Source organism: Sphingomonas sp. BK580 (assembly GCF_014194975.1).
GTDB lineage: Bacteria > Pseudomonadota > Alphaproteobacteria > Sphingomonadales > Sphingomonadaceae > Sphingomonas.
In genome coordinates this window covers 361415-385931 of record NZ_JACIAY010000004.1, presented here as the reverse complement: position 1 = coordinate 385931, position 24517 = coordinate 361415, and the positions used below count along the sequence as shown (strand labels likewise).

Here is a 24517-nt window from a genome sequence, read left to right as displayed (position 1 = left end):
ATCGGCTTCGACCGCACGCGCTCGGGCAGCGACGCGGTGGCGCAATATGCCCCCGCGGTGGCGAAGCGGCTCGCCGACCCCGCCACCACGCCCGAGCGCGAGCTGCTGTGGTTCCACCACGTCGCGTGGGACCGCCGCATGGCCTCGGGCAAGACGCTGTGGGAGGAGCTGGTCGCGCACTACGACCGCGGCGTCGCGGCCGTCGGCACGATGCGCGCCACCTGGGCGCGGCTGCGCCCGCTGGTCGACGCCGAGCGCTGGGGCAAGACCGCGGCCTACCTCGCGGTGCAGGAGCGCGAGGCGCGCTGGTGGCGCGACGCGAGCCTGGCCTATTGGATGTCGGTCAACGGCCGTGCCCTGCCCGCCGGCGCCGCGCCCCCCGCGCACGACCTCGCCTGGTACAAGGCGCAGCGCTTCCCCTATGCACCAGGTCACCCGGAATGACGCCCCTTGCGGCCGTCGCGCTCACCGCCGTAACGTTGTCCGAGAAAGGATGTTCATGAAGGAAAGCCGCGGCTCGCGTCGTCAGCGCAACGCCCCCACGATCAGCGACGTCGCGCGTCACGCGGGCGTCTCGCCGATGACGGTGAGCCGGGTCATCAACGCCGAGAGCAACGTGCGCGCCGAGACGCGCCACCGCGTGCAGGAAGCGATCGCGACGCTCCATTATGCGCCCTCCGCCGCGGCGCGGACGCTCGCGGGCGGCGAGGAATTCCGCCTCGGTGTGCTGCACACCAACACCAGCCTGTTCTACTTCAGCGAGTTCCTCGTCGGCTGCCTCGACCAGGGCAGCCGCCAGAACTGCACCATCGTGATCGAGAAGTGCGAGGAAGGCACCGAGCTGGCGGCGATCGAGCACCTGCTGCGCGGGCGCGTCGACGGCGTACTGCTGCCGCCCCCGCTCGGCGACTCCGCGACCGCGCTGGAGGCGCTGCGCGCGCGCGACGTGCCGGTCGTGGCGGTCTCGACCGGGCGCGCGCCGGACTGGGCGCTGTCGGTGAGCATCGACGACCGCAAGGCGGCCTATGAGATGACGCGCCACCTCGGCGCGCTCGGCCATCGCCGCATCGGCTTCATCACCGGCGCGGCCAACCAGACCGCGAGCGCCGAGCGGCTCGCCGGCTATCGCGACGCGCTCGCCGATATGGCGCTGCCGTCCAACGAGGACTTGGTGGCAGAGGGCTGGTTCACCTATCGCTCGGGGCTCGACGCCGCCGAGCAGCTGCTCGAACTGGCCGAGGCACCCAGCGCGATCTTCGCCGCCAACGACGACATGGCCGCGGCGACGGTGGCGATCGCGCACCGCCGCGGGCTCGACGTGCCGGGCGATCTCACGGTGGTCGGGTTCGACGACTCCGCGCTGGCGACGACGATCTGGCCCGAGTTGACGACGATCCGCCAGCCGGTCAGCGCGATGGCGCGCACCGCGGTGGACCTGCTCGCGCGCGAGATCCGCGCGCGGAAGACCAGCGATGCCGGGCTCGACCACCCGCACCTGCTGGCGGACTATCAGCTGGTCCGCCGCCAGTCGGACGCCGCGCCGCGCCGCCGGCCGAACGCGGCGCCGCGGCGCGTGCAGGCGGGGGTGATCTAGGCCGCAGGAGCGCCCGCCCGCCGCACTGCGTCAGCTCCGCAGGTCGTCGATCGGCCTGCGCTCCCCTTCCCCCGTCAGCCCGGTCCCGTTCCGGGGTCGACGGTTCGGACCGTCACCGGTCGTTGTCATGATCCCGGCCCGAGCCGGGATCCGTGGCCGCGACGGTCGCCGGCGCTGCTCTCACGGGCGGACGGATCCCGGCTCAAGGCCGGCAAGACGGAGCACCTCGGGGCAACGTCATCCTACGAGAGCGGCCGGCCGCCCATCGGACGACCGGCCGCGCTCACCTCGCGACCCGGCCTCGCCCGTCAGCGGGCGACGCCGCGTCTCTCACCCCACCATGTCCTCGAGCTCGCGCCCGCGCGTCTCGTGCACCATCGCGCGCACGAAGAAGAACGAGATCGCCGCGAAGATGGCGTAGCCGGTATAGGTGACCGCCAGGCCGGGCGACACCGCGAGCGCCGGGAAGCTCACCGAGATCGCGGCGTTGGCGATCCACTGCGCGAAGCCCGACACCGCCAGGCCCGAGCCGCGGATCTGGTTGGGGAACATCTCGCCCAGCATCACCCACATCACCGGGCCCCAGCTGGCGTTGAAGAAGATCACGTAGAGGTTGGCCGCCACCAGCGCGATCACGCCGTTGTTGCCGGGCAGGCTCACCGCGCCCGCGGCGTCGGTCACCGCGGTGGAGAAGGCCCAGGCGACCACCGCGAGCGTCACCGCCATGCCGGCCGAGCCGACCAGCAGCAGCGGCTTGCGCCCGATCCTGTCGACGGTGAAGATCGTGAACAGGCACGCGCCGATCGACAGCACGCCCGACAGGATGTTGGTCTGCAGCGCGTAATCCTCGGAGAAGCCGACCGCCTCCCACAAGGTCGCGCCGTAGTAGAACACGACGTTGATGCCGACGAGCTGCTGGAACACCGCCAGCCCGATGCCCGCCCAGACGATCGGGCGGATCTTGCCCGAGCCGCGATCGATCAGGTCCGACAGCTTCGGGCGGTGATGGTCGCCCGCGAGGCTGGCGCGGATCTCGCCGACCTTACGGTCGGCCTCGGCGCGGCCGAACAGCCGGGTGAGCACCGCGTGCGCGCGATCCTCATGCCCCTTGGCGACGAGATAGCGCGGGCTCTCCGGGATGATGAGCAGCGCGAGCAGGTAGACCAGCGCCGGGATCGCCTGGAGCCAGAACATCCAGCGCCACGCCGCGAAGCCGAACCAGAAATCGGCGGTCGACCCGCCGGCATAGCGCGCCAGCGCGAAATTGGCGACGAACGCGCCGGTGAGGCCGGTGATGATCATCACCTGCTGCACGCTCGACAGCCGGCCGCGCACCGCGGCGGGGGTTACCTCGGAGATATAGACCGGCGAGATCACGCTCGCCGCGCCGACGCCCAGGCCACCGATGATGCGGGCGACAATGAAGATCGCCGAGCTCGAGGCCGCGCCCGCCAGCAGCGCGCTGAACAGGAACAGCGCCGCCGACAGCATCATCACGCTGCGCCGCCCGATCCGATCGGCCAGGCGCCCCGCGCTGAACGCGCCGATCGACGAGCCGATCAGGATCGCGCCGACGTTGACGCCGATCCCGAGCTTGCCGAGATCGAAGGCGGCCTCGAGCCCCTTCTGCGTGCCGTTGATCACGCCCGAGTCATAGCCGAACATGAAGCCGCCGATCGTCGCCACCGCGACGATGGCGGCGATGAAGCCCATGTTGACGCGGCCCGCGTCACCCTCACTGAAAGCCGTTGCCATCCTCACCCGCTCCCACTCGTGTCTTCTCGATTATGATGCCGCCTCGACCGTCGCGACGCCGGCGACCCCGGGCTCGAACGCGAACAGGTCGCCCGCGAGCGGCTGGTCGGCGAGCGCGGCCGCGTCGAGCCCCTTGCGCGCCGTCGTGGCGTAAGCGGTGCGCAGCCCCTCGCCGCCGAACGCGATCTTGGTCACGTTGGCGCAGGGGAAGCGCACCGTCGTCATCAGCTTGCCCGCCGGATCGTAGCGGCGCACGCCCCAGCCGGCGAACAGCCCGACCCACAGGCAGTCCTCGGCGTCGAGCGTCGACCCATCGGGATAGCCCGCGCCGTCCTCGATCGTGACATGGCGCTCGGGCGTGCCCAGCGTACCGTCGTCGCGCACCGGCACGCGCCAGATCGTCTTGCCGAGCGTGTCGGTGTGGTAGAGCGTCGCCGCGTCGGCGCTGATCGCCGGCCCGTTGGTGATGACCACGGGCGCGAGCCCGCTGTCGGCGCAGTCCTCGCCCGCGAGGCGGTAGAGCCGGCCGGTCGCGGCGCCCTCGTCGTCGTCCATCGATCCGAACCAGAGCCGGCCGCGCGAGTCGACCGCGGCATCGTTGAGCCGGTCGCCGGGAAGGTGCGGCTCGGGCGCATGTAGCGGCGTGAAGGTGCCGGTGGCGGGATCGAAGCGGTGCAGCCCGGTCTTCACGCCCGCGATCAGGTCGCCGCGCGCGCTCGGCAGCACCCAGCCGACCTGGTCGGGCGCGGTCCAGCGCTCGTGCGCGCCGGTGGCGGGATCGAAGCGGTGGACCTGGTGCTGCTTGATGTCGACGAACCACAGAGCGTCGCGCGCCCACACCGGCCCCTCGCCCAGCGTCGCCCCGACCCGCAGGACCGACCGCGGCACCATCTCAGCGCCAGCCCGCGTCGACGAAATAGTCGTGCCCGGTGCACATCCGCGCGTCGTCCGAGGCGAGGAACAGCGCCAGCGCGGCGACGTCGGCGGGTTGGATGCGCCCGTCGAGGCACTGCGCCGCGACGATCTCGGCCTCGCCCTCGGGCGTGTACCATTGCTCCTGCCGCGGCGTCTGGACATTGCCGGGCACGATCGTGGTCACGCGGATGTTGTCGCGGCCGAGGTCGCGCGCCATGCTCCGGGTCATCCCCTCGATCGCGGCCTTGGCGGTCTGGTAGAGCACCAGGTCGGGCAGCCCGAGGTGCCAGCTGATCGAGCCGAAATTGACGATCGCGCCCCCGCCCGCGCGCTTCATGTGCGGCACCGCGGCCTGCGCGACGAAGAAGAGGTGGCGCAAGTTCACCGCCATCCGCTCGTCCCAATAGGCCGGGGTCACTTCGGCGATGGTGTGGCGGTCATCGTTGGCGGCGTTGTTGATCAGTACGTCCAGCCCGCCCAGCGCCGCCGCGATCTCGTCGACCATCGCGGGCAAAGCGGCGACGTCGGTGAGGTCGCAGCCGCGGAACAGCGGTGCCCCCTCCAGCTTGGCGGCGAGCGCCTCGCCCGCGGCGGCGTTGACGTCGACGAACGCCACTTTGGCGCCCTGGCGCGCGAACGCCTCGACTAGCCCGGCGCCGATGCCGGTGGCGCCGCCGGTCACCAATATCTTCTTGCCGCGCAGCGACGGATAGACCGCGCGCTCGCTCACGCCGCCTGCCCCAGCAGCCCACGCGCGGCGAGGTTGCGGATCAGCCCGCCGATGCCGAGTTCCCACGGCGCGGCGTCCCTGGAGGTCACCACGCGGTTGGTCAGCCGGCCGAGCCGCTCGCTCTCGATCGTCACGCGGTCCCCCACCTTGTGGGTGAAGCCGCGGCCGGGCTCGTCGCGGTCCTGCACCGGCGCGAACAGCGTGCCGAGAAACAGCACGAAGCCGTCGGGATATTGATGCTCGGAGAGCGTCTGGCGCACCAGGTCGAGCGGGTCGCGGCTGATCTCGGCCATGTTGCTCTTGCCGTCGAGCACATAGCCATCCTCGCCCTCGATCCGCAGCCGCACCTCGGCGCCGCGCACGTCGTCGATCGTGAAGCCGTCGTCGAACAGCCGCACCAGCGGGCCGAGCGAGCAGGAGGCGTTATTGTCCTTGGCCTTGCCGAGCAGCAGCGCCGAGCGCCCCTCGAAGTCGCGCAGGTTGACGTCGTTGCCGAGCGTCGCACCGATGGCGGTGCCGCGGCTGTCGACCAGCAGCGCGACCTCGGGTTCGGGATTGTTCCAGCTCGAATCGGAGCGGATGCCGATCTCGGCGTCAGGGCCGACGGTGGCGAGCACCGGCGCCTTGGTGAACACCTCGGCGTCGGGACCGATCGCGACCTCGAGATATTGCGACCACAGCCCGTCCTCGATCAGCGCCGCCTTCAGCGCCGCCGCCTCCGGGGTGCCGGGCACGACCGAGCGGATCGAGCCGCCGACGCGCGACTCCAGCCGCCCGCGGATCTCTGCCGCGGCGGACCAGTCGCCGCGCGCGCGCTCCTCGATGACACGCTCGATCGCCGACACCGCGAAGGTGACCCCGCACGCCTTGACGCATTGCAGATCGACCGGGCTGAGCAGCTCGAGCCCGGCGGCGTCGAGCGTGCCGAGCGAGCGACCGCCCGCGCCGGAGAGGTCACCGGCCTCGACCAGCATCGCCACCGTGGGCGCCACCGCCGACATGTCGAACGCCTCGCCGCGGACGATGAGCACCGGGATCGGCCCTTCGGCGGTCGCCGCGCGGCCGATGAAGCGGCCTTCCTTCCAGTCGTGCGGCAGACCCGACGCGGTCGCGTCCTGTTCGAGCGCCATCACCCCTCCCCAACTCAGCGGCTATCTTGATAGCGCTACCAACACGGTTGCGAGGGAAGTGTCAAGACGGTGCCCACGCGCCCCGACGGGGCCCCGCGAAGCGGGCGTCGAGGCTAGCCGATCATTCCCGCATAAGCGGCAGAGCGCAAGACAGTTTCGAGCCGCTCGGGGCGGCCGAGCAGATAGCCCTGGACCTGCGGGAAGCCCCAGCGGCGTAGCAGCGCGAGCTGCTCCTCGGTCTCGACCCCCTCGGCCGCCACGGGCACGCCGAGGCTCTCGCCCAGCGCGGCGATGCTGCGCACGATCGAGGCCGACGGCGCGTGGTCGAGCATCGCCGAGACGAAGCTGCGATCGACCTTGAGCTTGTCGAAGCGGAAGTCGCGCAGGTTGCCGAGCGAGGAATAGCCCGTCCCGAAATCGTCCATCACGATCCGGGCGCCGCGGTCCTGCAGCGCGCGCAGGGCCCCGAGCACGGCGTCGCGGCGGTGGCCGAGCAGCGTCGCGCTCTCGGTCACCTCGAACTCGAGCCGCTCGGGCGCCAGTCCATGACGCTCCGCCAGCGCGAGCAGGTCGGCGGCGAGGTCGGCCTGGCGGAACTGCACCGGCGACAGGTTGAGCGCGACGATCGCGTGATCGGGCCAGCCGCGCGCCGCCGCCATCGCCTGGTCCGCGACCCAGAGGCCGAGCGAGTCGATCCGCCCGCTCGATTCGGCGAGCGGGATGAACTGGTCGGGACGGATGTCGCCCAGCTCGGGATGGCGCCAGCGCAGCAGCGCCTCATAGCCGATCACGCGGAGCGTGCGCGCGTCCGCCATCGGCTGGTACACCAGCGACATCTCGCCGCGCTCCACCGCGCCCTCAAGGTCGCGCGACAGCCGCCAGCGTAGTCGCGTCTCCTCCTTGAGCGCCTCGTCGAAGAAGCGCGCGGTGTGGCGCCCCTCCGACTTGGCGCGGTACATCGCCATGTCGGCGAGATTGTAGAGTTCCTCGCGCGCCTGCTCCGCGCCCGAGAGCGCCACGCCGACGCTCATCTGCACCGGCACCTCGTCACCCGCGGTGGCATCGCAGGCGCGGAAGATCCGCATCAGCAGCGCCTCGGCCGCGCGCGGCTGATCGGGCGCGACCTGGATGATCGCGAACTCGTCCCCCCCGAGGCGCGCCACCATGTCGTCGGCGCGGACGCAGCCGGTCAGCAGCTGCGCGGCGCGATTCAGCGCGCGATCGCCGCCGGCGTGCCCGAACCGGTCGTTGACCGACTTGAAGTCGTCGAGATCGATCGCGAACACCGCGACCCGCTGGCCGGTGCGCGTCGCGCGCGTGAGATCCTGCGCCAGCCGCTCCTCGAACAGCAGCCGGTTGGGCAAAGCGGTCAGCATGTCGTGGTGCGCGAGGAACTCGATCCTCTTCTCGGCGCGCCGGCGCTGCTCCACCGCGTCGCGATACTCCCCCAGCCCACGCGCGAGGTCGCCGATCTCGTCGGCGCGCTCGCGCCCCGCGACCTGCACCTCGCCGTCCGCGGTGCCGAACTGGCGCAGCTGGTCGGCGATGGCGACGATCGGGTGCAGCACCTGACGCCGCAGCCACAGGAAAGAGGCGAGCAGCAGCAGCAGCACGCCGAGCACGCCGAAGACGATGCGCGAGATGCTGGCGTAGAGCTCGCGCGAGCTGCGCGCGACCGCGGCGTCGATCCGATCGACCAGCCGGCGCCGCGCCTCGGCGCGCTCACGCTCCAGCACGCGCAGCGCGGCGAGGAACTGCGGCATGTCGCGCGCGATCCGGCGCGGCTCGGCGCGCGCGTCGGCGATCAGGTTCCCCGCGAGGCGCGCGAAGTCCGTCGCCGCCGCGTCGCGCGCCGAAGCCGCGCCGGCGGGCGCACGGTAGCTCGCGCGGAAGGCGGCGAGCGCCTGGTCCACCCGCACCCATTGCGCCGGGGTGACCTGGCGTGGCCGCTCGGCCGCCCGAGTCACCTCGCCGATCGCGAGCCGCAGCTGCTGCTGCGCGCGGTCCTGCGCGTCCTCGACTCGGAGCCGCTCGCTGAGCAGCCGCACCGACTGGTTGGCGTGGCGCACGTCGCCCGCCACCATCCAGCCGGCGGCGAGCAGCAGCAACACCACCGCCACGACGGTTCCGAACGCGGCAATCACACGGGTCGAGATCGAGGTCGGCAGCACAGCTCCTCCGAGGGACGAGCGTAATATACGGCAAGGCTTACTCAATGATGAGCGGCGCCGATCGCTTGCTTACCCCGTCTCGCCCCGTCAAACACGCGGGGCATAGGGAGAAGCTCTTGATGAACAGGCGTGATTTCATCGGTGGCGCGACCGCCGGCGCGGCCATCGCGGCGCTGCCAGCGGCCGCGGCGACTCGGGCCGGCGGCGACGCGGCGCTGCGCGCGACGCTCGATCGCTTCTTCTACGCGCGGCTCGACGAGAGCCCCGAGCAGGCGACCCGGCTCGGGCTCGACAGCGGCGCGCGCGCCGGGCTGAAGCGCCGGCTCGACGACGGCTCGACCGCGGGTCAGACCAGCGCCCTCGCGCGCGCTCGGCAAGAATTGGCCGAGCTCCGGCGCTTCGATCGCGCCGCGCTGTCCCCCGCGGCGCAGCTCGACCTCGACGTCGTCACCTATCAGCTCAGCCGCGCGATCGGCGGCAGCGAGCGCTTCCGCTACGGCGCGACGATGGGCCGGTTCGCGCCCTATATCCTGAGCCAGCTCACCGGCGCCTATCGCGACGTGCCCGACTTCCTCGAATCACAGCACCGCGTCCGCGACGCCGCCGAGGCGGACGCCTATCTCGCGCGCGTCGAGGCGCTCGCCGGCGCGATCGAGGACGACAGTGCGCGTCAGCGCGCCGACGCCGCGCGCGGCGTGTTCGCGCCCGACTATATCCTCGACACGACGCTCAAGCAGCTCGCCGCCTTCCGCGACCAGGCGCCCGAGCAGACCGTCGCGGTGGTCGCCTTCGCCGCCAAGCTCGCCGCCGCGGGCCTGCCGGCCGAGCGCGCCGCGCGGGCGCGCGCGCTGGTGGCGGAGAAGGTCTTCCCCGCGCTCGATCGACAGCGCGCGCTCGTCACCGAGCTGCGCGCGCGCGCCACGCACGACGCGGGCTGCTGGCGCCTGCCCGACGGCGACGCTTACTACGCCGCGGCCGCGGAGGCAGCGACCACGGTGCCGATGTCGGGCGACGAGATCCACCGCCTCGGCCTCGCGCAGGTGGCGGAGATATCGGGCCGCATCGACGCGATCCTCAAGGCACAGGGCATGGCGCAGGGTACCGTCGGCGAGCGGCTCGTCGCGCTCAACAAGCGCCCCGACCAGCTCTTCCCCAACACCGATCCCGGGCGCGAGGCGCTGCTGGCGCAGCTCACCCGCCAGATCGCGGCGATGCAGAAGCGGCTGCCCGAGGCGTTCGCCTCGCTGCCCAAGGCGCCGGTCGAGGTGCGGCGCGTGCCCGCCTCGATCCAGGCCGGCGCGCCGGGCGGCTATTACGAGAACGCCTCGCTCGACGGCTCGCGCCCCGCGATCTACTATATCAACCTGCGCGACACGTTCGACCGGCCCAAGTTCGGGCTCGCCACGCTGACGCATCACGAGGCGGTGCCGGGGCACCACCTCCAGGTGATGCTCGCGCTGGAGAGCGAGGATATCCCGCTGATCCGTCGCCGCGGCTTCTTCTCGGGCTATTCGGAGGGGTGGGCGCTCTACGCCGAGCAGCTCGCCGACGAGATGGGGATGTACGAGGGCGACCCGCTCGGCCAGGTCGGCTACCTCCAGTCGCTGCTGTTCCGCGCGACACGACTGGTGGTGGACAGCGGCATGCACGCCAAGCGCTGGAGCCGCGAGCAGGCGACCGACTATCTGATCGCCACCACCGGCATCGCGCGCGGGCGCAGCCAGGGCGAGATCGACCGCTACACCGTCTGGCCGGGCCAGGCGTGCAGCTACAAGATCGGCCACACCGTCTGGACTCGGCTGCGCGACGAGGCGAAGGCGAAGCCGGGATTCGCCCTCAAGCGCTTCCACGAGGTGCTGCGGCTCGGCGCCATGCCGCTGACGGTGCTCGAGCGCGTGGTGCGCGAACGCTCGGCGTGAGGCCCACTGCCGTCATCCTGGGACGAGCTCAGGATGACGGTGGGGAGAAGCGGATCGAGGCGCCAGCCCTCACGCCGCCCCAGCCGCCGTCACGCGGCCGCTCCGCTCGAGCTTGCCCCAGCCGACGAGCCAGCCGCCGATCGCCGCCGCGATCGCGCGCAGCACCACCCAATACATGATCTGGCGGTACACCAGCCGCTGCGCCACCAACAGGTGCGCGGGATAGCGCGCGCGATGGCCGTCGAGGCGATAGGCGATCCAGCCGCACAGCACGTCGATCGCGGTGAAGGCGACCCAGTAGACGCCCATCCGCGCGACGTCGCCGCTGGTCTGCGCCCAGCCGTGCTGCGCCACGCGCAGCGCGGTGCCACCGATCGAGACGAGCAGCGCCAGGTCGATCAGCGGCGAGATCGCGGCGAAGGCGATCTGGAACAGCCACGCCTGCGGCAGCCCCACCAGTGCCAGCCCCGAGGGCTTGCGCGTGCGCAGCACCGCGCGATGCTTCCACAGGCATTGCAGCGTGCCGAACGCCCAGCGGAAGCGCTGCTTGGCAAGCGCGCGGAAGCTCTCGGGCGCCTCGGTCCAGGCGATCGCGCTCGGATCATAGGTCACGCGCCAGCCGGCGCGCTGGATTGCGATGGTGAGGTCCTGGTCCTCCGCCAGCGTGTCCTCGGGATAGCCGCCGACCGCGTCGAGCGCGGCGCGGCGCCACGCGCCGACCGCGCCGGGCACCACCGTCATGGCGTCGAAGCCGGCGAGCGCGCGCCGCTCGAGGTTCTGCGCGGTGATATATTCCACCGCCTGCCAGCGCGTGACGAGGTTGACTCGGTTGCCGACGCGCGCGTCGCCCGCGACCGCCCCGATCCGCTCGTCGGCGAACCAGCGCGCGAGGCGGCGGATCGTCGCCGGCTCGAACTGCGTGTCGGCGTCGAGCGCGATCACCACCTCGCCGGTCGCCGACAGCAGTGCGCGGTTGAGCGCCGCCGCCTTGCCGCCGTTGACCAGGGTGAGCAGGCGCACGCGCGGGTCGCCCGCGAAGGCGGCCTGCACCACCGCGCTGGTGCGGTCCTTCGAGCCGTCGTCGGCGACGATCACCTCGAGCTGGGGATAGTCGCTCGCCAGCACGCGCTGGATCGACGAAACGATCACGCGCTCCTCGTTGTAGGCGGGGATCACCACCGAGACGCTGGGCGCGAACACCGGCGGCTCGGGTCGCTTGCGCCGCGCCTGCACCCACGCGAGTCCGGCCATCAGCACCGCGCGCGCGATGCCGAGCGAGATGGCGAGGTAGAACAGCCAGGCCAGCGCCCCCGCCAGCGCGGCGAGGACGACGAACACCGCCACGTCGGTCCGCACCGCCCAGAGATCGCCCTCCGCCACCGGCGGCATCGCCTGCGCCGCGCTGGCGCCGACCAGCTGCGACGCGGTGACGAACGTATAGCCCTCGCCGCGCAGCTGACGGATGATGCGCGGCAGCGCCGCCACGGTCTCGGACCGGTCACCGCCGCCGTCGTGGAGCAGGATGACGTTGCCCGACTTCTCGGGCGTGGCCGAGTGGACCTGATCGAGCACCTGCTGCACGATCGCGTCCTCGCCCGGCCGCTGCCAATCGTTCGGGTCGACGTGGAGGCCGACGACCGTGTAGCCCGCCTGCTGCGCCTGGAGCGCGGGCTCGAGCTCGTCGGTCGTGGTCGGCTCGGCGTCGCCGAAATAGGGCGCGCGGAACAGCGTCATCGAGCGGCCGGTATAGGCCTGCACGAGCCGCTGCGTGGCGTTGAGCTCGAGCGCGGTCTCGCGCGGGCCCAGCCGCGCCATGTTCGGGTGCGTGTAGCTGTGGTTGCCGATCTCGTCCCCGTCGCGCACGATCCGGTTGAGCAGAGCGGGATGCTCCAGCGCGTTGCCGCCGATGACGAAGAAGGTCGCTGGCACGCGCGCCGCCTCGAGCACGTCGAGGATGCGCGGCGTCCAGGTCGCGTCGGGGCCGTCGTCGAAGGTCAGCGCGAGCTTCTTCGGGTCGGCGGCGCCGGCGCGGCGGACGACATAGGGGGTCGGCAGTGAGTCGTAGCGCTCGCGCCGGATCAGCCCCTGGCGATCGGCCCAGAGCGTGCGCTGCCCCGACGTCGGCGTGGCGGTGATGCGCAGGATCTCGCCCGATCCCTCGATGTCGGTGTTGAGCAGCGAGGCCGGGCGGCGCAGGTCGGGACGGCCGCCGGTGCGCATCGCGACGAGGTCGGCCCAGAAGCCCTGGTCCTCGCTGCCCAGCCGCCACAGCGCGACGCCGCCGATGTTGAGCTGGCGCAGCACCTGCATCTCGTTCCAGCTGGTCGCCGCGTCGAGCATCCAGATGGTGTGGCGCTGACCGTCCTCGTCGTAGGCGAGATTGGCGTTGCCGCTGGCGGGGTCGAAGCCGATCGGCGCCTCGCTGTCGTGCGCGGCGAGCCACGCCTCCTCGATCGACAGCGCGTCGGTCGAGTCGCCGTGCCAATCGTACGCGTAGCTGCCCAGCGCGACGACCAGCTTGTCGGCGGGCACGACGCGCCGCGCCGCCTCGACCTCGCGGATGAACCAGTCCTGCGCCGCGATCGGGCCGGGCGTGCCGCCCTCCCAATGCTGGTCATAGGCCATCAGGATGACCTTGTCGGTCGCCTGCGCGATCGCGGCGAGCGGCCAGCTGTCGTCCTCCGCCGGCGCGGTCACCGCGAGCGTGGTCCCCTTCGGCATGGCCGCGTGGAGCGTGCGCAGGAAGGCGACATAAGGACGCATCGCCGTCTCGGGCAGCGACTCGAAGTCCATCACCAGGCCGCCGGCACGCCGCTGCGCGACGTAACCCGCCAGCCGCTGCGCCAGTCCGGTGCGCGCGCGCGGGTCGGCGAGCAGCGCGGCGCTGCCCTTGCCGTCCCACTGCTCCTCGCCGAGGTTCTGCACCATCGGCAGCACCTTGGGCGCGTGCGGCAGCGCCGCGAGGCTGCGCTCGAACGCGCCGTCGCGCTCCACCGTCACGCGGTGCTGCGGCCCCGCGACGCTGACCAGCGCCGGCACGACCCAGTCGAGCGCGGCGGCGTTGCGGCGGAAGGAGGCGAGGCTGTCGTCGTTGCCCGGCACGTAGAAACCGATGCTGAGCGGGGCGTTGCCCGCGCTCTTCGCGGCCGCGCGCCGATGCGGCAACCAGGCGGCGAGGCCGTGCCGGCGCTGCTCGCCGCGCGCCGCGGCGGCATGCGCGCGCGGCAGCGGAAGGCGCAGGTCGACCCCGCGCGGCACGGCGACGAGCGTGGTAGCGAAGGCGATCGCGGCCGCCACCACCGCGATCAGCAGCGCCGCGATCACCCGCTTGGAGCGGCGGCTGCGGCGACCGGTGGGATCGAAGAAGACGGGGGCGGACATGGGCAGGCCTTGCATGGGCGCGCGACGCGCGGGAACGATCGCTCCCTACGCCGGCGCGGATAATCGCCGCGTGGGCCGAGGCTTACAAGTTCGTCATGATCCGATCGCGAGGCGGAGGGCGCACCGGCGGGCGTGGCGCGCTAGCCCAAGACCCCCGAGCGGTACCAGCGCCGGATCGCGGGCAACCGGGTCAACTCGCAGCCGCAGCGCCGGCAGCGCGCGTGCGCGGCACCGTTGGCGTCCACCGTCACCCGGCGGGCCGGCGCGTGCCGACCGGCGCGGCAGTCCGCCGGCATCGGCTCGGCCTCTGCCGCGGCGGTCACCTGCGCCTCGTCGCCGCCCGAGCGCGCGCCCAGTCCGACGGGTCTCACGACGAGGCGAGGTTGAGCAGGGCGTCGACGGGGCGCGGTGGCGTCACCGGGAAACGCGCCATCATCCCGGCCGCGCGCGGCGCCGCCGTCGCCGCCGCGGACGGCTTGCCGACCAGCAGCGACAGGTCGCGCAGCGCCTTGATCATCGCAAGTCCGCGCGGCGCGGCGATGTAGCGCGGCTCCCACTCCGGCGCGAATTTCTCCTTGTACGTGCGCAGCCCGCGGAAGCCGTAGAAGCGCTCGCCGTGGTGGAAGATCAGCGCCGCCGCGCGCGCCCAGGCCGGTGCCAGTCGCCGACCCGCGATACCGGAGAGCGGCGCGATGCCCAGCGAGAAGCGGCGATAGCCGCGCTCCCGTGCCCAGTCGATCAGATGGACGAACAGGAAGTCCATCGTCCCCGCGGGCATGTCGTCGCGGTGGCGCATCAGGTCGACCGAGGCCTCGCTGCGCCCCTCGGTGAGCCACAGGTTGGCGAAGGCGACGATCCGCCCCTCGACCACGACGAGCGCCATGTCGAAATGGCGGAGATAGTCGCGATCGAAGCGGCCCAGGCTGAAGCCTTTCTCGTGGTGCCCCTTGGCGCGCATCCACTCGTCCGAGATCGCGGCGAGCTCGTCGATGATCACCGGCACCGCCGCCGCGGGAACGATGCGGAACTCGGCGCCCTTGCGCGCGGCGGCGCGCTCCGCCTTGCGCACCGAGCGCAACCGCGGCACGTCGAGCACGAAGGACGGCAGGTCGACGATCGCCTCCTCGCCATATTTGACGATCTGCAGCCCCATGCCGATCGCGAGATCCAGCACCAGCCCGGTGACCTGGTACAGCAGCAGCCGACCCTGCGCGCGGTCGGCGAGGTCGCGGATGCGCCACAGCAGCTCGCCCCAGGTGTCGGCCGGTCCGATCGGGTCACCCATGATGATCCAGCTGGTGCCGCGCACCTGGTACATCAGCATCGCGCGGCCGTCCTCGGAGAGGAGGAAGCGCTTGTCGCCGGTCAGTGCCAGCATCGCGTCGGTGCGCTCGGCGTTCGCGAGCACGCGCGCCACCGCGGCGGGATCGGGGGGGACGTCGGGCACGCTGCGCGCCGGGCCGAGCAGCCGCCACAGCGCCACCGCCGCGAGCATCACCGCGACCGCCAGCGTCGCGCGCAGGAAGCGCGGCGCGTCGCCGTGGAGCGCGAAATGCCACCACAGATCGTCGTCGTACGGCACGTGGCGATAGGCGATCAGACCGGTCCAGGCGGCGACACCGACCGCCACGGCCACTGCCACCAGCCACGCGCCGGACAGCGGCGCCTGGGTCAGCGCGGTGCGGCGATAGAAGGCGCCGCGGGTCCACTGCAGCAGCACGGCGAGCGCGAGGCACACCGCGGCCTCCTCATAGTCGACGCCCTTCGACAGCGAGAAAACGGCGCCGGCGAGCAGCAGCGCGCGCGTGGCGACGAAGGCACCGTCCAGTCGGCGGTACAGGCCGGGCGCGAGCAGCAGCAGCCCGGTGCCGACCAGGCTCGCCGCGACGTGGCTCGCCTCGATGAAAGGCAGCGGCATTAGCGCGTGGAGGGCGCCGATGCGCGGCGCCAGCGCGGGCAGCGAGCCCGACAGCAGCAGCATCGCGCCGCCGGCGAAGCTGGCCGCGGCGAGCACCAGCGGCGCCACCTCGCTCGCCAGCGCGCCCGAGTCGCGCAGCAGCCGCGGCAGCCCGTGCTGGCGGCGGCCCTCGTGCCACGCGAGCAGCGCCACGCCGAGCGCGAGCGGCAGCACGTAATAGACCAGGCGATAGGCGATCAGCGCCGCCACCAGCGCGGCGCGGTCACCCGGCACCACTGCCAGCACCACCGCCTCGAACACCCCGATGCCGCCGGGCACGTGAGTCACCAGCGCGACGACGACGCCGAGCGCATAGGCGAGCACGAAGGCGGGGAGCAGCGCGACCGGCGCGTGCGGGATCAGCACGAACAGCGCCGCCGCGGCGGCGGCCGTGTCGGCCAGCGCGATCGCGACCTGCGCCACCGCCTGCGACGCGCTCGGCAGCGGCAGCGTGAAGCGCCACACGCGCAGCGGCCCGCGCGCCATGCCGCAGGCGGCTACCAGCGCGACGACTCCGGCGAGCACCGCCGCGCCGATCGCGTGCGCCGCGGCGGCGCTCAGCGTCACGTCCGCGAGCACGATCGCGCCGTCGCGCAGCGTCAGCGCCGCGCCGGCCACGGTGACGACGCCGAGCCAGAAGGTCGCGCTGGCGATGCCGACGACGCGCGCCACGTCAGGCCCGTCGAGCCCCGCGGCGGTATAGACGCGGTAGCGCGCCGAACCGCCGGTCAGCAGCGCGAGCCCGAGATTGTGCGACAGCGTGTAGCTGGTGAACGATCCGAGCGCGGCGACGCGCCACGGCAGCGGTCGCCCGATCACCCGCAACGCCATCGCGTCGTAGAATGTCAGCGCGAGATAGCTCAGCGCGGTCAGGCCCAGGGCCGCGGCGACCTGCACACCCGACAGGCCGTTGATCGCCGCGCGCACGTCGGCGAGGCGGATCTCGCGGGTCAGCCGCTCGATCGCGGCGAAGCCGAGCCCCAGCAGTATCGCCACCGCCGCGACGGCGACGGGGGTGCGATAGCGTTCGAGACGGGCGCGCAGCTCAGGCATGCGGCGGCTGCGCGACGCGGTGCCACAGCTGCGAGCGGCACACGAGACCATGGAGGATGCAGCCCTTCACGCGCAGCCCGTCGCTGCCGACCGGCTCGATCTTCGAGTAGAAGCGCCGCCCCATGTCGGGGACGAAGACGGTACCGACCCAGCCACCCGCGGTCGGCCGGTAATTCTCGAGCAGCTGGGTGCCGATCAGCCCGGTGACCCCGCCCTCGCGCGCGTCGGCCTGCGCCTCGGCGCTGGCCCAGACGATCCAGCCGCACAGTCGGTCGCCGCACGCGCCGGTCCGCACCGCGACCGATCCATAGGGATTGAGCCACGTCCCCAGCGGACTGGCGGCCGGGGCTGCCGTCGCCTCGGCCGGGAGCACGGACGCCGCCGCTGCCGCGATCGCCGCCGCCAACATCCCGCGCATGCTTCTCACGTGTTCAGTCCCCTGCTCTGTTTGACCGACCGTGTAGGACGGCGCGCATTGCGAGAGGCTCGTCGTCCACTGAACAATCGGTAATGTGGCGCTCAGCGGCCTCGCCGGACCGCCTGCCACAGCGTCGCGCACAGCCGATCCGGATCATGGTTGAGGTAATGGTCGCCCGGCAGCGTCACGACGCGCACGTTGCGCTGGCGCCACAACGGGCACAGGCTGTTCGCTTCCGTCGCGCCGTGGAGACAGACCACGGGCGCCCAATCGACGCGCCGCGCGCTCGGGAGCGCGCCACGGTCGGGCGGACCGTCGAACAGGCCGTTGGGGCTGGCGCGGAACAACAGGGTGTCGCCGGGCACCGCGAAGATCAGCTGCGGCACGCGCGCGCGCAGCGACGACGGCAGCAGGCTCGCGCCATATTGCAGCACGTCGGCGCCGAACGATTGGCCGACCAGCAGCACCCGCGTCGCACCCGGCAGCGCCAGCGCGCGGCGTGTTACCTCCGCCACCAGCGCGGCCGTCTCCGCCGCGCTGCGCCCCGCGCGGAAGGCGGTCAGCGAGTTGATCTCGAGCACGGGGATGCCGTGCGCCGCCAGCGTGCGCCCGATATGCGGCGTCATCCCGGCATCGAAACCCGAATCGCCCGAGAACAGCACCGCCACCAGCCCGTGCTGCGCCGGCGCGGGTGCCGCCGTCGGCGGCACCAGTCGGTACATCGAGGGGCTATAGTAGCCGAGCGAACCGAGATAGCCGAGCACCAGCAGCCCCGTGCCGGCGAGCAGCGCCAGCGCGACGCCGAGCGGATTGCGCCGACGCGGCGGGACGGGAAAGTCGGTCATGGCTCAGGCACTCAGCGCGTAGGTGATGACGAAGCACGCCGCGGTGAGAAGCAGCATGGCGAGGATGAAGCAGGCGTCGGCGAGCTGCTCCATGAGGTGCAGCCGACGGTGCGCGGCGCCGCGCAGCGCGACGTAGGAGGTCAGCGTTGCGACCAGGAACAGCAGCGAGTCGATCGCGAGCAGATCGTCCGCCACGCCGGCGCGACGACCGCCCGCGACGCCGAGGTGGAGCAGGCCGATGCCGGTGAGGCACACGCCCACCATCGCCGAGGCGATCGGGCAGATCAGCCGGCAGATGCGCTCGTCCAGCGCGGCGCGCGGGGAAAGCGGCGGCTCCATGCCGTCCCTCCTGCCCACCGCCGCCTGCCGGCGCGCTGACAAAAACATTAGCGATTCGTCATCTTACGCTCATCGCTCGAACAGCCCCGCGCGGGCACAACAGGCTCGACGCCCCGCGCCGCGGCGTCAGCGGAGACCGTCGCGCATGGCCAGCCACCCCGTCCACACGTTCGCCGCCCGGCTGCTCGGCAAGTCCCCCGCCGCGCTCGACGCGGAGGAGCGCAACGTCCTTGCCAAGATCGAGGAACGCCTGCCGATCGCGCGCGACGCGGGCGACGTCGACGAGGAGACCGCGAGGCTCGGCGACCGGCTCGCCGACCGCGTCGCGGCGGTGGGCGGCTCGTGGGGCTTCATCATCGGCTTCTCGCTGCTGCTGGTCGGCTGGATGCTGCTCAACAGCGGCGTGCTGTCGCGGCTCGGCCACGCCTTCGACCCCTACCCCTACATCTTCCTAAACCTGATGCTGTCGACGCTGGCGGCGATCCAGGCGCCCGTAATCATGATGAGCCAGAACCGCCAGGCGGCCAAGGACCGGCTCGCAGCGCGGCTCGACTATGAGGTGAACCTGCGCGCCGAGCTCGAGATCCTGCGGCTGCACGACATGATCGAGCACGCGGTCACGGCGCGGCTCGACGCGCTGCTCGAGCGCCGTCGGGAGGCGTCATGACCCGCCTGCAACCGCTCGACCGTGCGGTGCTCGCCTCCGCGCTGCTGGCAGCGCTCGGCTCCGCGCTGGCGCTGCGCGGCGTCCACCAGCTGCATCACGCCCGCGGAGACTCGGTCGGCGCCACCTTCGTCGCCACGGCTCCGCCACGCGGCGTGTTGCCGATGGTGACCAGCCTGCGCGCGGGCGGCCCGGCGGAGCGCGCCGGGCTGTGCGTCGGGGACCTCGTCGAGCGGATCGACGGCCGCGCGCCCGCGACGCTTGCGGAAGTGCAGCGCGAGATGGCAACACATCCGCTGGTGAAGCTGGTGGTGCGGCGCGGCGCGCGCGACCTGCCCATCGAGGTCCGCGGCCGGTGAGAGGAAGAGCGTGTCGCAGAAGATCCTGCTGATCGAGGACGATGCCGCCACCGCCGACTTCGTCGCCAAGGGGCTGAGCGAGGAAGGCTTCCTCGTCGATCGCGCCGACAACGGGCGCGACGGCCTGTTTCACGCCACCGACGGCAGCTACGACTGCGTCGTGCTCGACCGCATGCTGCCCGGGATCGACGGCATGGCGGTGCTCGCGGCGATGCGCGGCGCGGGCATCGAGACCCCGGTGATCGTGCTCTCCGCGCTCGGCTCGCCCGAGGACCGGGTCAAGGGCCTCACCAACGGCTCCGACGATTATCTGGTCAAGCCGTTCGCCTTCGCTGAGCTGCTCGCGCGCATCCGGCTGCTGGTGCGCCGCGGCCGTAGCGCGCCCGCGGTCGAGACGGTGTTGCGCTGCGACGATCTCGAGGTCGACCTGCTCGCGCGCCGGGTCAAGCGCGCGGGGCGGACGATCGAGCTGCAGCCGCGCGAGTTCCGACTGCTCGAGTTCATGCTGCGCCACGTCGAGCAGGTGGTCACGCGCACGATGCTGCTCGAGGGCGTGTGGGACTATCATTTCGACCCCGGCACCAACGTGATCGACGTGCACCTCAGCCGGCTGCGCAAGAAGGTCGACGAGGGCTTCGCGCGCCCGCTGCTGCACACCGTGCGCGGCTCGGGCTACCGGCTCGGCGTGAACCCCTGACGAGTGACCACCGCACACCCATCGCCAGCGTGGTCCTGCGCACGCGGGAGCCCAGGCTCACGAAGGTCGCCTCGGCGGCCCTGGGCTCCGGCGCCCGCCGGGGCACCGCTCGGCGTAGATGGATCACACTCCACGATGCAGGCGCGCTGAGGTGCACTGGCGCTCGACCACGGCGCGCTTCGCCGCGCTGGTCTTCCTGCTGCAGGTAGCCGCGGCGGCGACGCTGCTGCTGACGCTTCGCGCCATCGTGCGCGGGCAGGTCTACGATCGCGCGCTCGCCACCGAGGAGGTGCTGCGCCAGGACCTGCTCGCGATCCAGGGCGACGCTGGCACCGCCGGGCTGGCGCGCGCGATCGAGCTGCGCGGCGCGCGCCCTGCCCGCGCCGGCGCGGTGGTGCTGCTGGCGGACGCGGCGGGCAACCGGCTGGCCGGCAATCTCTCCGCCTGGCCGCCCAACATCCTCCCCGACGACGGTACGATCGCGGTGGAGCTCTATCGCCGCCGCCACGACGCGCCCGAGGCGATGCTGGTCCGCGCGACGCGGCTGCCCGGCGGCGCGCGGCTGCTCACCGGCAGCGTGGTGGAGGGCGAGCGTCGCACCGTCCGCCTGCTGGAGGCGGCGATGCTGGTGGCGTTGTCGCTCGCCATCGCCTTCGCCGCGCTCGCCGCCTGGCTGGCGGCGCGGATGATCGTCACGCGCCTCGACGACACGGTGACGACGCTGCGCGCGGTGCGCGGCGGTGACCTCTCGCGCCGCGTCGCCGACGATCGCAGCGGCGACGCCTTCGCCCTGCTCGCCGACGCGGTAAACGCCACGCTCGACCGGCTCGATACGCTGGTGAGCGAGCTGACGATCGCGACGGACACGCTGGCACATGATCTGAAGTCGCCGCTGACTCGGCTGCGCTCGGCGCTCGAGCGCGCCGCTGCGCAGGTCAGCGAACCCGCCGCGCAGGAGGCGGTCGATCGTGCGCTCACCGAGGGCGAGCGGGTGCTTGCGCTGGTCGAGACCGCGCTGCGCATCACGCGCGCGGAGGCGGGGATCGGGCGGGAGTCCTTCGCTCCGGTAGATCTGGCCAACGAGCTCGAGCAGCTCGCCGAGATCTACGGTCCGGTCGCCGAGGACGCCGAGCGCGCGATCCGCGTCGTCGCGCCGATCCCGTTGACGATGCCGCTGCACCGCGAACTGATCGCCCAGGCGCTCGGCAATCTGATCGACAATGCGCTGAAATATGGCGCCGGCACGATCACGCTGTCGCTCGTGGTGACCCCGCAGGCGGCAACCGTGAGCGTCGCCGACGAAGGCACCGGCATCGCGCCGGAGCATCGCGCGGTCGCGCTGAGCCGCTTCGGTCGGGTCGACGAGGCGCGCGGCGGCAGTGGCGCCGGGCTCGGGCTGTCGCTCGTCGCCGCGGTGGCGCGGCTGCACGGCGGCAACGTCACGCTCGAGGACGCCGCACCCGGGCTCGTGGTGGCGCTGGAGCTGCCGCTGCGATCGTGAGGCGAGCGCGACGGGTTGAAGGATCGAAGGGGCTCAGCACCGCCACTTGGGACGGCCCTCGCCTATCCCTGCCCCGCGGTGATCTTGGCGATCTCGCGCGCGACCATCTGCTCGACCAGCCGCGGGAGGTTGTGGTCAAGCCAGTCGCTCAGCATCGGGCGCAGCATGTCCCGCACCAAGCCCTCCAGCGTGCCGTCGCTGTCCGGCTCGGGCTTCACCACTAGCCGCGAGAGCGCACCGAGTGCGCCGCGCGTCGCCTCGACCGTCGCCGGCGACACCGCCGGCTCGGGCGCGGCGGCGGTGGCTATCGGGGTTGGCGCGGGGCTCGGGGCCGGCGGCGGCGCGAAGCTCTGCTCGGCCTGAATGAAACCGGGTGCCGGCGGCTCGGGCGCGCGCTGCTCGGCCGCACGCGGCTCCGGACCGCGCGCGGGTTCCGGGAAGCGCGCGGGCTCCGGCGCCGCGAGCGAGTCGTTGAGCTCGAGGACATGGTCGCGATCGTGGCCGCCGAGCGGCCGCGGCGCCGGGCGGCGCGTCGGCTGGGTCTCGCCCTCCTTGATCACGCGCTTGATCGAGGCGAGGATGTCCTCCATCGAGGGCTCGGCGTTCAGATCCGCCATCACTTGGTCCCCACAGCGTGTTTTCCCGCGCTAGATCAAGGGCGCGGTCGATCCACACCTGTCGTCAACGCGGGTGATCTGTCAACATTGCTCTCGAGCAGAGGATCCAGCGGCCGCGTCACCGTCGCGTCCTGGGCGCCGATCGCGGCGGTGCTGCCGGCGACCGGCTCGGCCGACCGCGTGCGCGCGAAATCGTTGAAGCGACCGCGCGTCGCGCGATAGTTGACGGTCGGATCGTACAGCGCGCCGCCGTCGAGCCCGAGGTCCTCCGCCTCGGCATGGCCCATCGCCGCGAGCAGCGAGAAACCGGCGACATAGGCGTCGCGCCGCGCGGTGACGAGCGTCACCTGGCTGTTGAGCAGCTCCTGCTCGGCGTTGAGGATGTCGAGGATGGTGCGCGTGCCGACGCTGTTCTCGGCGCGCACGCCCTCCAGGCTGAGCTTGTTGGCGTTGACCGCCGCCTCGGCCGAGGCGATCACCTCGAGCGAGGAGCGCCACACCGCATAGGCCGAGCGCGCCTGCGCCACCACCTGGCGCTCGGCGCCGGTGGCCTGCTCGATCGCCTGGCCGCGCAGCTCCTGCGCCTGGCGCAGCTGCGCCGCGACGCGCCCGCCCTGGAAGATCGGCAGGTTGATCGAGGCGCCGATCGCGGTGGCGGTGCCGGTCTGGCCGACGCCCAGCCCCGCGGCGTTGCCGCGCCCGAGCGTGCCGAGATAGTTGAAGTAATTCTGCCCGACCGTGGCGCCGAGCTGCGGCAGGCGCCCCGCGCGCGCGACCTTGACGTCATAGTCGGTCGCCTCGCGCACCTTGCGCGCGGCGAGCAGGTTGGGATTGTCCTGCAGCGCGATCTCGACCGCGGCGTCGGCGCTGTCGGGCAGCTTGGGCAGCGCGGGCGGCTGCTCGAGCGTGCCCGGGGGGGCGCCGACCAGCCGGACATAATTCTCGCGGCTCGAGATCAGCGTCGCCTGCGCCGACTGAAGCTGCGCGCGCGCGAGGCTGAGCCGCGCCTGCGACTGCGCCACGTCGGTGCGGGTGAGGTCGCCCACCTCGAACCGGTCGCGGCTGGCGCGCAGATTGGTCTCCAGCACGCGCACGTTCTGCGCGTTGAGCGCGACGATCGCCTCGTCGCGGATCACGTTGTTGTAGGCGCCGACCACGTCGGTGAAGGTGCTCGCCTCGACGCCGCGCAGGTTGGCCAGCCCCGCCTCGACCCGCGTCTCGGCGGCGCGGACGCCGTATTTCACCCGCCCGCCCTGGTAGATCGGCAGCGTCACCCCGGCCGAGGCGCTCAGCTGGCGCTCGGGCGTGGTGAAGCTGTTGCCGCCGCGCAGCAGGTTCTCGTTGATCCCGGTCGAGGTCGACAGCACCGGCCGCCCGTCCGCGCGCGCGATCGGAACGTTCTCGTCGTTGGCGCGCTGCGCCGCGCGCTGCGCGGTCAGCGTCGGGTTGTTCTGATAGGCCTTGGCCAGCGCGTCGCGCAGCGTCTCGGCGGAGAGCGGCGTGCTCGCCAGCGCGAGCAGCGGGAGCAGCGGCAGCGAACGTCGGCGCAAGCGGATACCTCGATCAGAAGGTGAAGCCGCGCGGTTTGGCGAAACCGGGCAGGCGGACGGAGTCGATGTCGGCGAAGGGCGTCAGCGCGGTCGCGGCGCCGCGATGCGCGCCGGCGGCGAGGCGGAACACGCCGCGCTCGATCAGCCCGGTCGCGATCCGGCCCCCGTCGGCGACCTGGGTGAGCAGGGTCGCGGGCAGCTCCTCGACGGCGCCGTCGACCAGCAGCACGTCATACGGCGCGCCAGCGGCATGGCCCTGCGCGAGCGGCGCCTCGACCAGCGTGACCTTGGGCTCGTCCGCGAGCGCGGCGCGCGCGTGCGCGGCGAGATCGGGCGACTCTTCCACCGCCACGACGCCCGCGACGATCCGCGCCAGCACCGCCGCGGTATAGCCCGCCGCCGCGCCGATCAGCAGCACGCGGTCGCTCGCGCGCAGCCGCGCCTCGACCAGCAGCCGCGCGGTGGCGAGCGGCGTGTTGAGCGCGCGCCCCTGCCCGAGCGCGACCGCGGTGTCGCGATAGGCCATCGCGGTCGAGTCCGCGGGGACGAAGCGCTCGCGCGGCACTTCCGCCATCGCCGCGACCACGCGCGGGTCGGTCACCGCGACGGTGCGCAGCTGGCTCGCCACCATCGCCTGGCGCATCGCGGTGAAGTCGTCGTCACGAAGGGTGGCTGCGGCGGTCATCGGACGTTCCTGTGACATAGCTGTTTTAGTAATGCAACACACGTTGCGCGTGGCCGGTTTGTATCGCGCGGCGGCGGCTTCGCCAATCACTTTGCCGCGCGGCGGCGCTTGACAGGCGGCGCCGCTGCCCGCAGATGCGCGCCTCCACGGCATCGAGGCGCGATGGCGGAGTGGTGACGCAGAGGACTGCAAATCCTTGCACCCGGGTTCGATTCCCGGTCGCGCCTCCAGATGCAG

The 24517-nt window shown here is 72.5% G+C and carries 20 protein-coding genes, 1 tRNA gene and 1 pseudogene; 8 read left to right on the top strand and 14 right to left on the bottom strand.

Translation table 11 applies throughout. The annotated features are described in order from the left end of the window. Window positions 1–444: pseudogene (locus FHY05_RS10550) on the top strand (alpha-glucuronidase); the annotation flags it as partial. Window positions 445–499: 55 nt separating this feature from the next. Further along, complete coding sequence (locus FHY05_RS10545) at window positions 500–1594, top strand: LacI family DNA-binding transcriptional regulator (protein WP_183944326.1); 1095 nt, start codon at window positions 500–502, stop codon at window positions 1592–1594. Between the two features lie 330 nt (window positions 1595–1924). On the opposite strand, the gene FHY05_RS10540 is transcribed toward FHY05_RS10545, so the two are convergent. The 5 genes from FHY05_RS10540 to FHY05_RS10520 all read right to left on the bottom strand — a co-directional run bounded on the left by FHY05_RS10540 (window position 1925) and on the right by FHY05_RS10520 (window position 8295). Continuing rightward, window positions 1925–3349, bottom strand: a complete 1425-nt coding sequence (locus tag FHY05_RS10540) for a sugar porter family MFS transporter (RefSeq protein ID WP_183944325.1) — start codon at window positions 3347–3349, stop codon at window positions 1925–1927. A 30-nt stretch (window positions 3350–3379) separates the two neighbouring features. Further along, window positions 3380–4240: an SMP-30/gluconolactonase/LRE family protein gene (locus tag FHY05_RS10535; RefSeq protein WP_183944324.1), complete on the bottom strand. Its 861-nt coding sequence runs from the start codon at window positions 4238–4240 to the stop codon at window positions 3380–3382. Window position 4241: 1 nt separating this feature from the next. After that, window positions 4242–4994, bottom strand: a complete 753-nt coding sequence (locus tag FHY05_RS10530; RefSeq protein ID WP_183944323.1) for an SDR family NAD(P)-dependent oxidoreductase — start codon at window positions 4992–4994, stop codon at window positions 4242–4244. Then, the gene (locus FHY05_RS10525) at window positions 4991–6124 is read right to left on the bottom strand and encodes a fumarylacetoacetate hydrolase family protein (RefSeq protein WP_183944322.1); all 1134 of its coding nucleotides are present in this window, start codon (window positions 6122–6124) and stop codon (window positions 4991–4993) included. The genes FHY05_RS10530 and FHY05_RS10525 overlap by 4 nt, the downstream gene beginning before the upstream one ends. Window positions 6125–6237: 113 nt before the next feature. Next, window positions 6238–8295 (bottom strand): EAL domain-containing protein, encoded by a 2058-nt coding sequence (locus tag FHY05_RS10520; RefSeq protein WP_183944321.1) that lies wholly within the window; start codon window positions 8293–8295, stop codon window positions 6238–6240. Window positions 8296–8414: 119 nt separating this feature from the next. Here FHY05_RS10520 and FHY05_RS10515 point away from each other — a divergent pair, with 119 nt between their 5' ends. Further along, window positions 8415–10214, top strand: coding sequence for a DUF885 family protein (locus FHY05_RS10515; protein WP_183944320.1), 1800 nt, complete (start codon window positions 8415–8417; stop codon window positions 10212–10214). Between the two features lie 69 nt (window positions 10215–10283). Here FHY05_RS10515 and FHY05_RS10510 read toward each other — a convergent pair whose 3' ends face one another. The 6 genes from FHY05_RS10510 to FHY05_RS10485 form a co-directional block, all read right to left on the bottom strand. Next, window positions 10284–13595: a glycosyltransferase gene (locus tag FHY05_RS10510; protein WP_183944319.1), complete on the bottom strand. Its 3312-nt coding sequence runs from the start codon at window positions 13593–13595 to the stop codon at window positions 10284–10286. A 140-nt stretch (window positions 13596–13735) separates the two neighbouring features. Beyond that, window positions 13736–13966: a hypothetical protein gene (locus FHY05_RS10505; protein WP_183944318.1), complete on the bottom strand. Its 231-nt coding sequence runs from the start codon at window positions 13964–13966 to the stop codon at window positions 13736–13738. Next, a complete protein-coding gene (mprF, locus tag FHY05_RS10500; RefSeq protein ID WP_183944317.1) occupies window positions 13963–16605 on the bottom strand; it encodes a bifunctional lysylphosphatidylglycerol flippase/synthetase MprF in 2643 nt (880 codons plus the stop codon). Before mprF ends, FHY05_RS10505 begins: the two co-directional genes overlap by 4 nt. Then, a complete protein-coding gene (locus FHY05_RS10495) occupies window positions 16598–17023 on the bottom strand; it encodes a DUF2147 domain-containing protein (protein WP_183944316.1) in 426 nt (141 codons plus the stop codon). The genes mprF and FHY05_RS10495 overlap by 8 nt, the downstream gene beginning before the upstream one ends. A 101-nt stretch (window positions 17024–17124) precedes the next feature. Then, window positions 17125–17868, bottom strand: coding sequence for an AcvB/VirJ family lysyl-phosphatidylglycerol hydrolase (locus tag FHY05_RS10490; RefSeq protein WP_183944315.1), 744 nt, complete (start codon window positions 17866–17868; stop codon window positions 17125–17127). Between the two features lie 3 nt (window positions 17869–17871). Then, window positions 17872–18207 (bottom strand): hypothetical protein, encoded by a 336-nt coding sequence (locus FHY05_RS10485; protein WP_183944314.1) that lies wholly within the window; start codon window positions 18205–18207, stop codon window positions 17872–17874. Between the two features lie 145 nt (window positions 18208–18352). On the opposite strand from FHY05_RS10485, the gene FHY05_RS10480 reads away from it, so the two are divergent. From FHY05_RS10480 to FHY05_RS10465, 4 genes are all read left to right on the top strand, one after another. After that, window positions 18353–18874, top strand: a complete 522-nt coding sequence (locus FHY05_RS10480; protein ID WP_183944313.1) for a DUF1003 domain-containing protein — start codon at window positions 18353–18355, stop codon at window positions 18872–18874. Further along, on the top strand, window positions 18871–19230 hold the full coding sequence (locus tag FHY05_RS10475) for a PDZ domain-containing protein (RefSeq protein WP_183944312.1): 360 nt from the start codon (window positions 18871–18873) through the stop codon (window positions 19228–19230). The genes FHY05_RS10480 and FHY05_RS10475 overlap by 4 nt, the downstream gene beginning before the upstream one ends. Window positions 19231–19240: 10 nt before the next feature. Next, window positions 19241–19927: a response regulator transcription factor gene (locus tag FHY05_RS10470; RefSeq protein WP_183944311.1), complete on the top strand. Its 687-nt coding sequence runs from the start codon at window positions 19241–19243 to the stop codon at window positions 19925–19927. Between the two features lie 151 nt (window positions 19928–20078). Beyond that, a complete protein-coding gene (locus FHY05_RS10465; protein ID WP_311732444.1) occupies window positions 20079–21428 on the top strand; it encodes a HAMP domain-containing sensor histidine kinase in 1350 nt (449 codons plus the stop codon). A 62-nt stretch (window positions 21429–21490) separates the two neighbouring features. Here the strand turns inward: FHY05_RS10465 and FHY05_RS10460 are convergent, their stop codons facing one another. Genes FHY05_RS10460 through FHY05_RS10450 form a run of 3 tightly spaced genes read right to left on the bottom strand, consistent with a single transcriptional unit; the run spans window position 21491 to window position 24280 of the window. After that, window positions 21491–22045 carry a DUF2497 domain-containing protein gene (locus FHY05_RS10460; RefSeq protein ID WP_221191105.1) on the bottom strand — a complete coding sequence of 185 codons (555 nt, stop codon included), beginning with the start codon at window positions 22043–22045 and terminating at the stop codon, window positions 21491–21493. Between the two features lie 35 nt (window positions 22046–22080). Next, window positions 22081–23595, bottom strand: a complete 1515-nt coding sequence (locus FHY05_RS10455; RefSeq protein ID WP_260181457.1) for a TolC family outer membrane protein — start codon at window positions 23593–23595, stop codon at window positions 22081–22083. Between the two features lie 13 nt (window positions 23596–23608). After that, on the bottom strand, window positions 23609–24280 hold the full coding sequence (locus tag FHY05_RS10450) for a protein-L-isoaspartate O-methyltransferase (protein ID WP_183944309.1): 672 nt from the start codon (window positions 24278–24280) through the stop codon (window positions 23609–23611). A 156-nt stretch (window positions 24281–24436) separates the two neighbouring features. On the opposite strand from FHY05_RS10450, the gene FHY05_RS10445 reads away from it, so the two are divergent. Beyond that, a tRNA-Cys gene (locus FHY05_RS10445) sits at window positions 24437–24510 on the top strand. The last annotated feature ends 7 nt before the right edge of the window (window positions 24511–24517 follow it).

What these genes read in the sequence shown, in the direction of transcription:
- FHY05_RS10545 (WP_183944326.1), top strand. Translation starts at nt 500, where the DNA reads ATGAAGGAAAGCCGCGGCTCGCGTCGTCAGCGCAACGCCCCCACGATC.
- FHY05_RS10540 (WP_183944325.1), bottom strand. Translation starts at nt 3,349, where the DNA reads ATGGCAACGGCTTTCAGTGAGGGTGACGCGGGCCGCGTCAACATGGGC.
- FHY05_RS10535 (WP_183944324.1), bottom strand. Translation starts at nt 4,240, where the DNA reads ATGGTGCCGCGGTCGGTCCTGCGGGTCGGGGCGACGCTGGGCGAGGGG.
- FHY05_RS10525 (WP_183944322.1), bottom strand. Translation starts at nt 6,124, where the DNA reads ATGGCGCTCGAACAGGACGCGACCGCGTCGGGTCTGCCGCACGACTGG.
- FHY05_RS10515 (WP_183944320.1), top strand. Translation starts at nt 8,415, where the DNA reads ATGAACAGGCGTGATTTCATCGGTGGCGCGACCGCCGGCGCGGCCATC.
- FHY05_RS10510 (WP_183944319.1), bottom strand. Translation starts at nt 13,595, where the DNA reads ATGTCCGCCCCCGTCTTCTTCGATCCCACCGGTCGCCGCAGCCGCCGC.
- mprF (WP_183944317.1), bottom strand. Translation starts at nt 16,605, where the DNA reads ATGCCTGAGCTGCGCGCCCGTCTCGAACGCTATCGCACCCCCGTCGCC.
- FHY05_RS10495 (WP_183944316.1), bottom strand. Translation starts at nt 17,023, where the DNA reads ATGCGCGGGATGTTGGCGGCGGCGATCGCGGCAGCGGCGGCGTCCGTG.
- FHY05_RS10490 (WP_183944315.1), bottom strand. Translation starts at nt 17,868, where the DNA reads ATGACCGACTTTCCCGTCCCGCCGCGTCGGCGCAATCCGCTCGGCGTC.
- FHY05_RS10485 (WP_183944314.1), bottom strand. Translation starts at nt 18,207, where the DNA reads ATGGAGCCGCCGCTTTCCCCGCGCGCCGCGCTGGACGAGCGCATCTGC.
- FHY05_RS10480 (WP_183944313.1), top strand. Translation starts at nt 18,353, where the DNA reads ATGGCCAGCCACCCCGTCCACACGTTCGCCGCCCGGCTGCTCGGCAAG.
- FHY05_RS10475 (WP_183944312.1), top strand. Translation starts at nt 18,871, where the DNA reads ATGACCCGCCTGCAACCGCTCGACCGTGCGGTGCTCGCCTCCGCGCTG.
- FHY05_RS10460 (WP_221191105.1), bottom strand. Translation starts at nt 22,045, where the DNA reads ATGGCGGATCTGAACGCCGAGCCCTCGATGGAGGACATCCTCGCCTCG.
- FHY05_RS10450 (WP_183944309.1), bottom strand. Translation starts at nt 24,280, where the DNA reads ATGACCGCCGCAGCCACCCTTCGTGACGACGACTTCACCGCGATGCGC.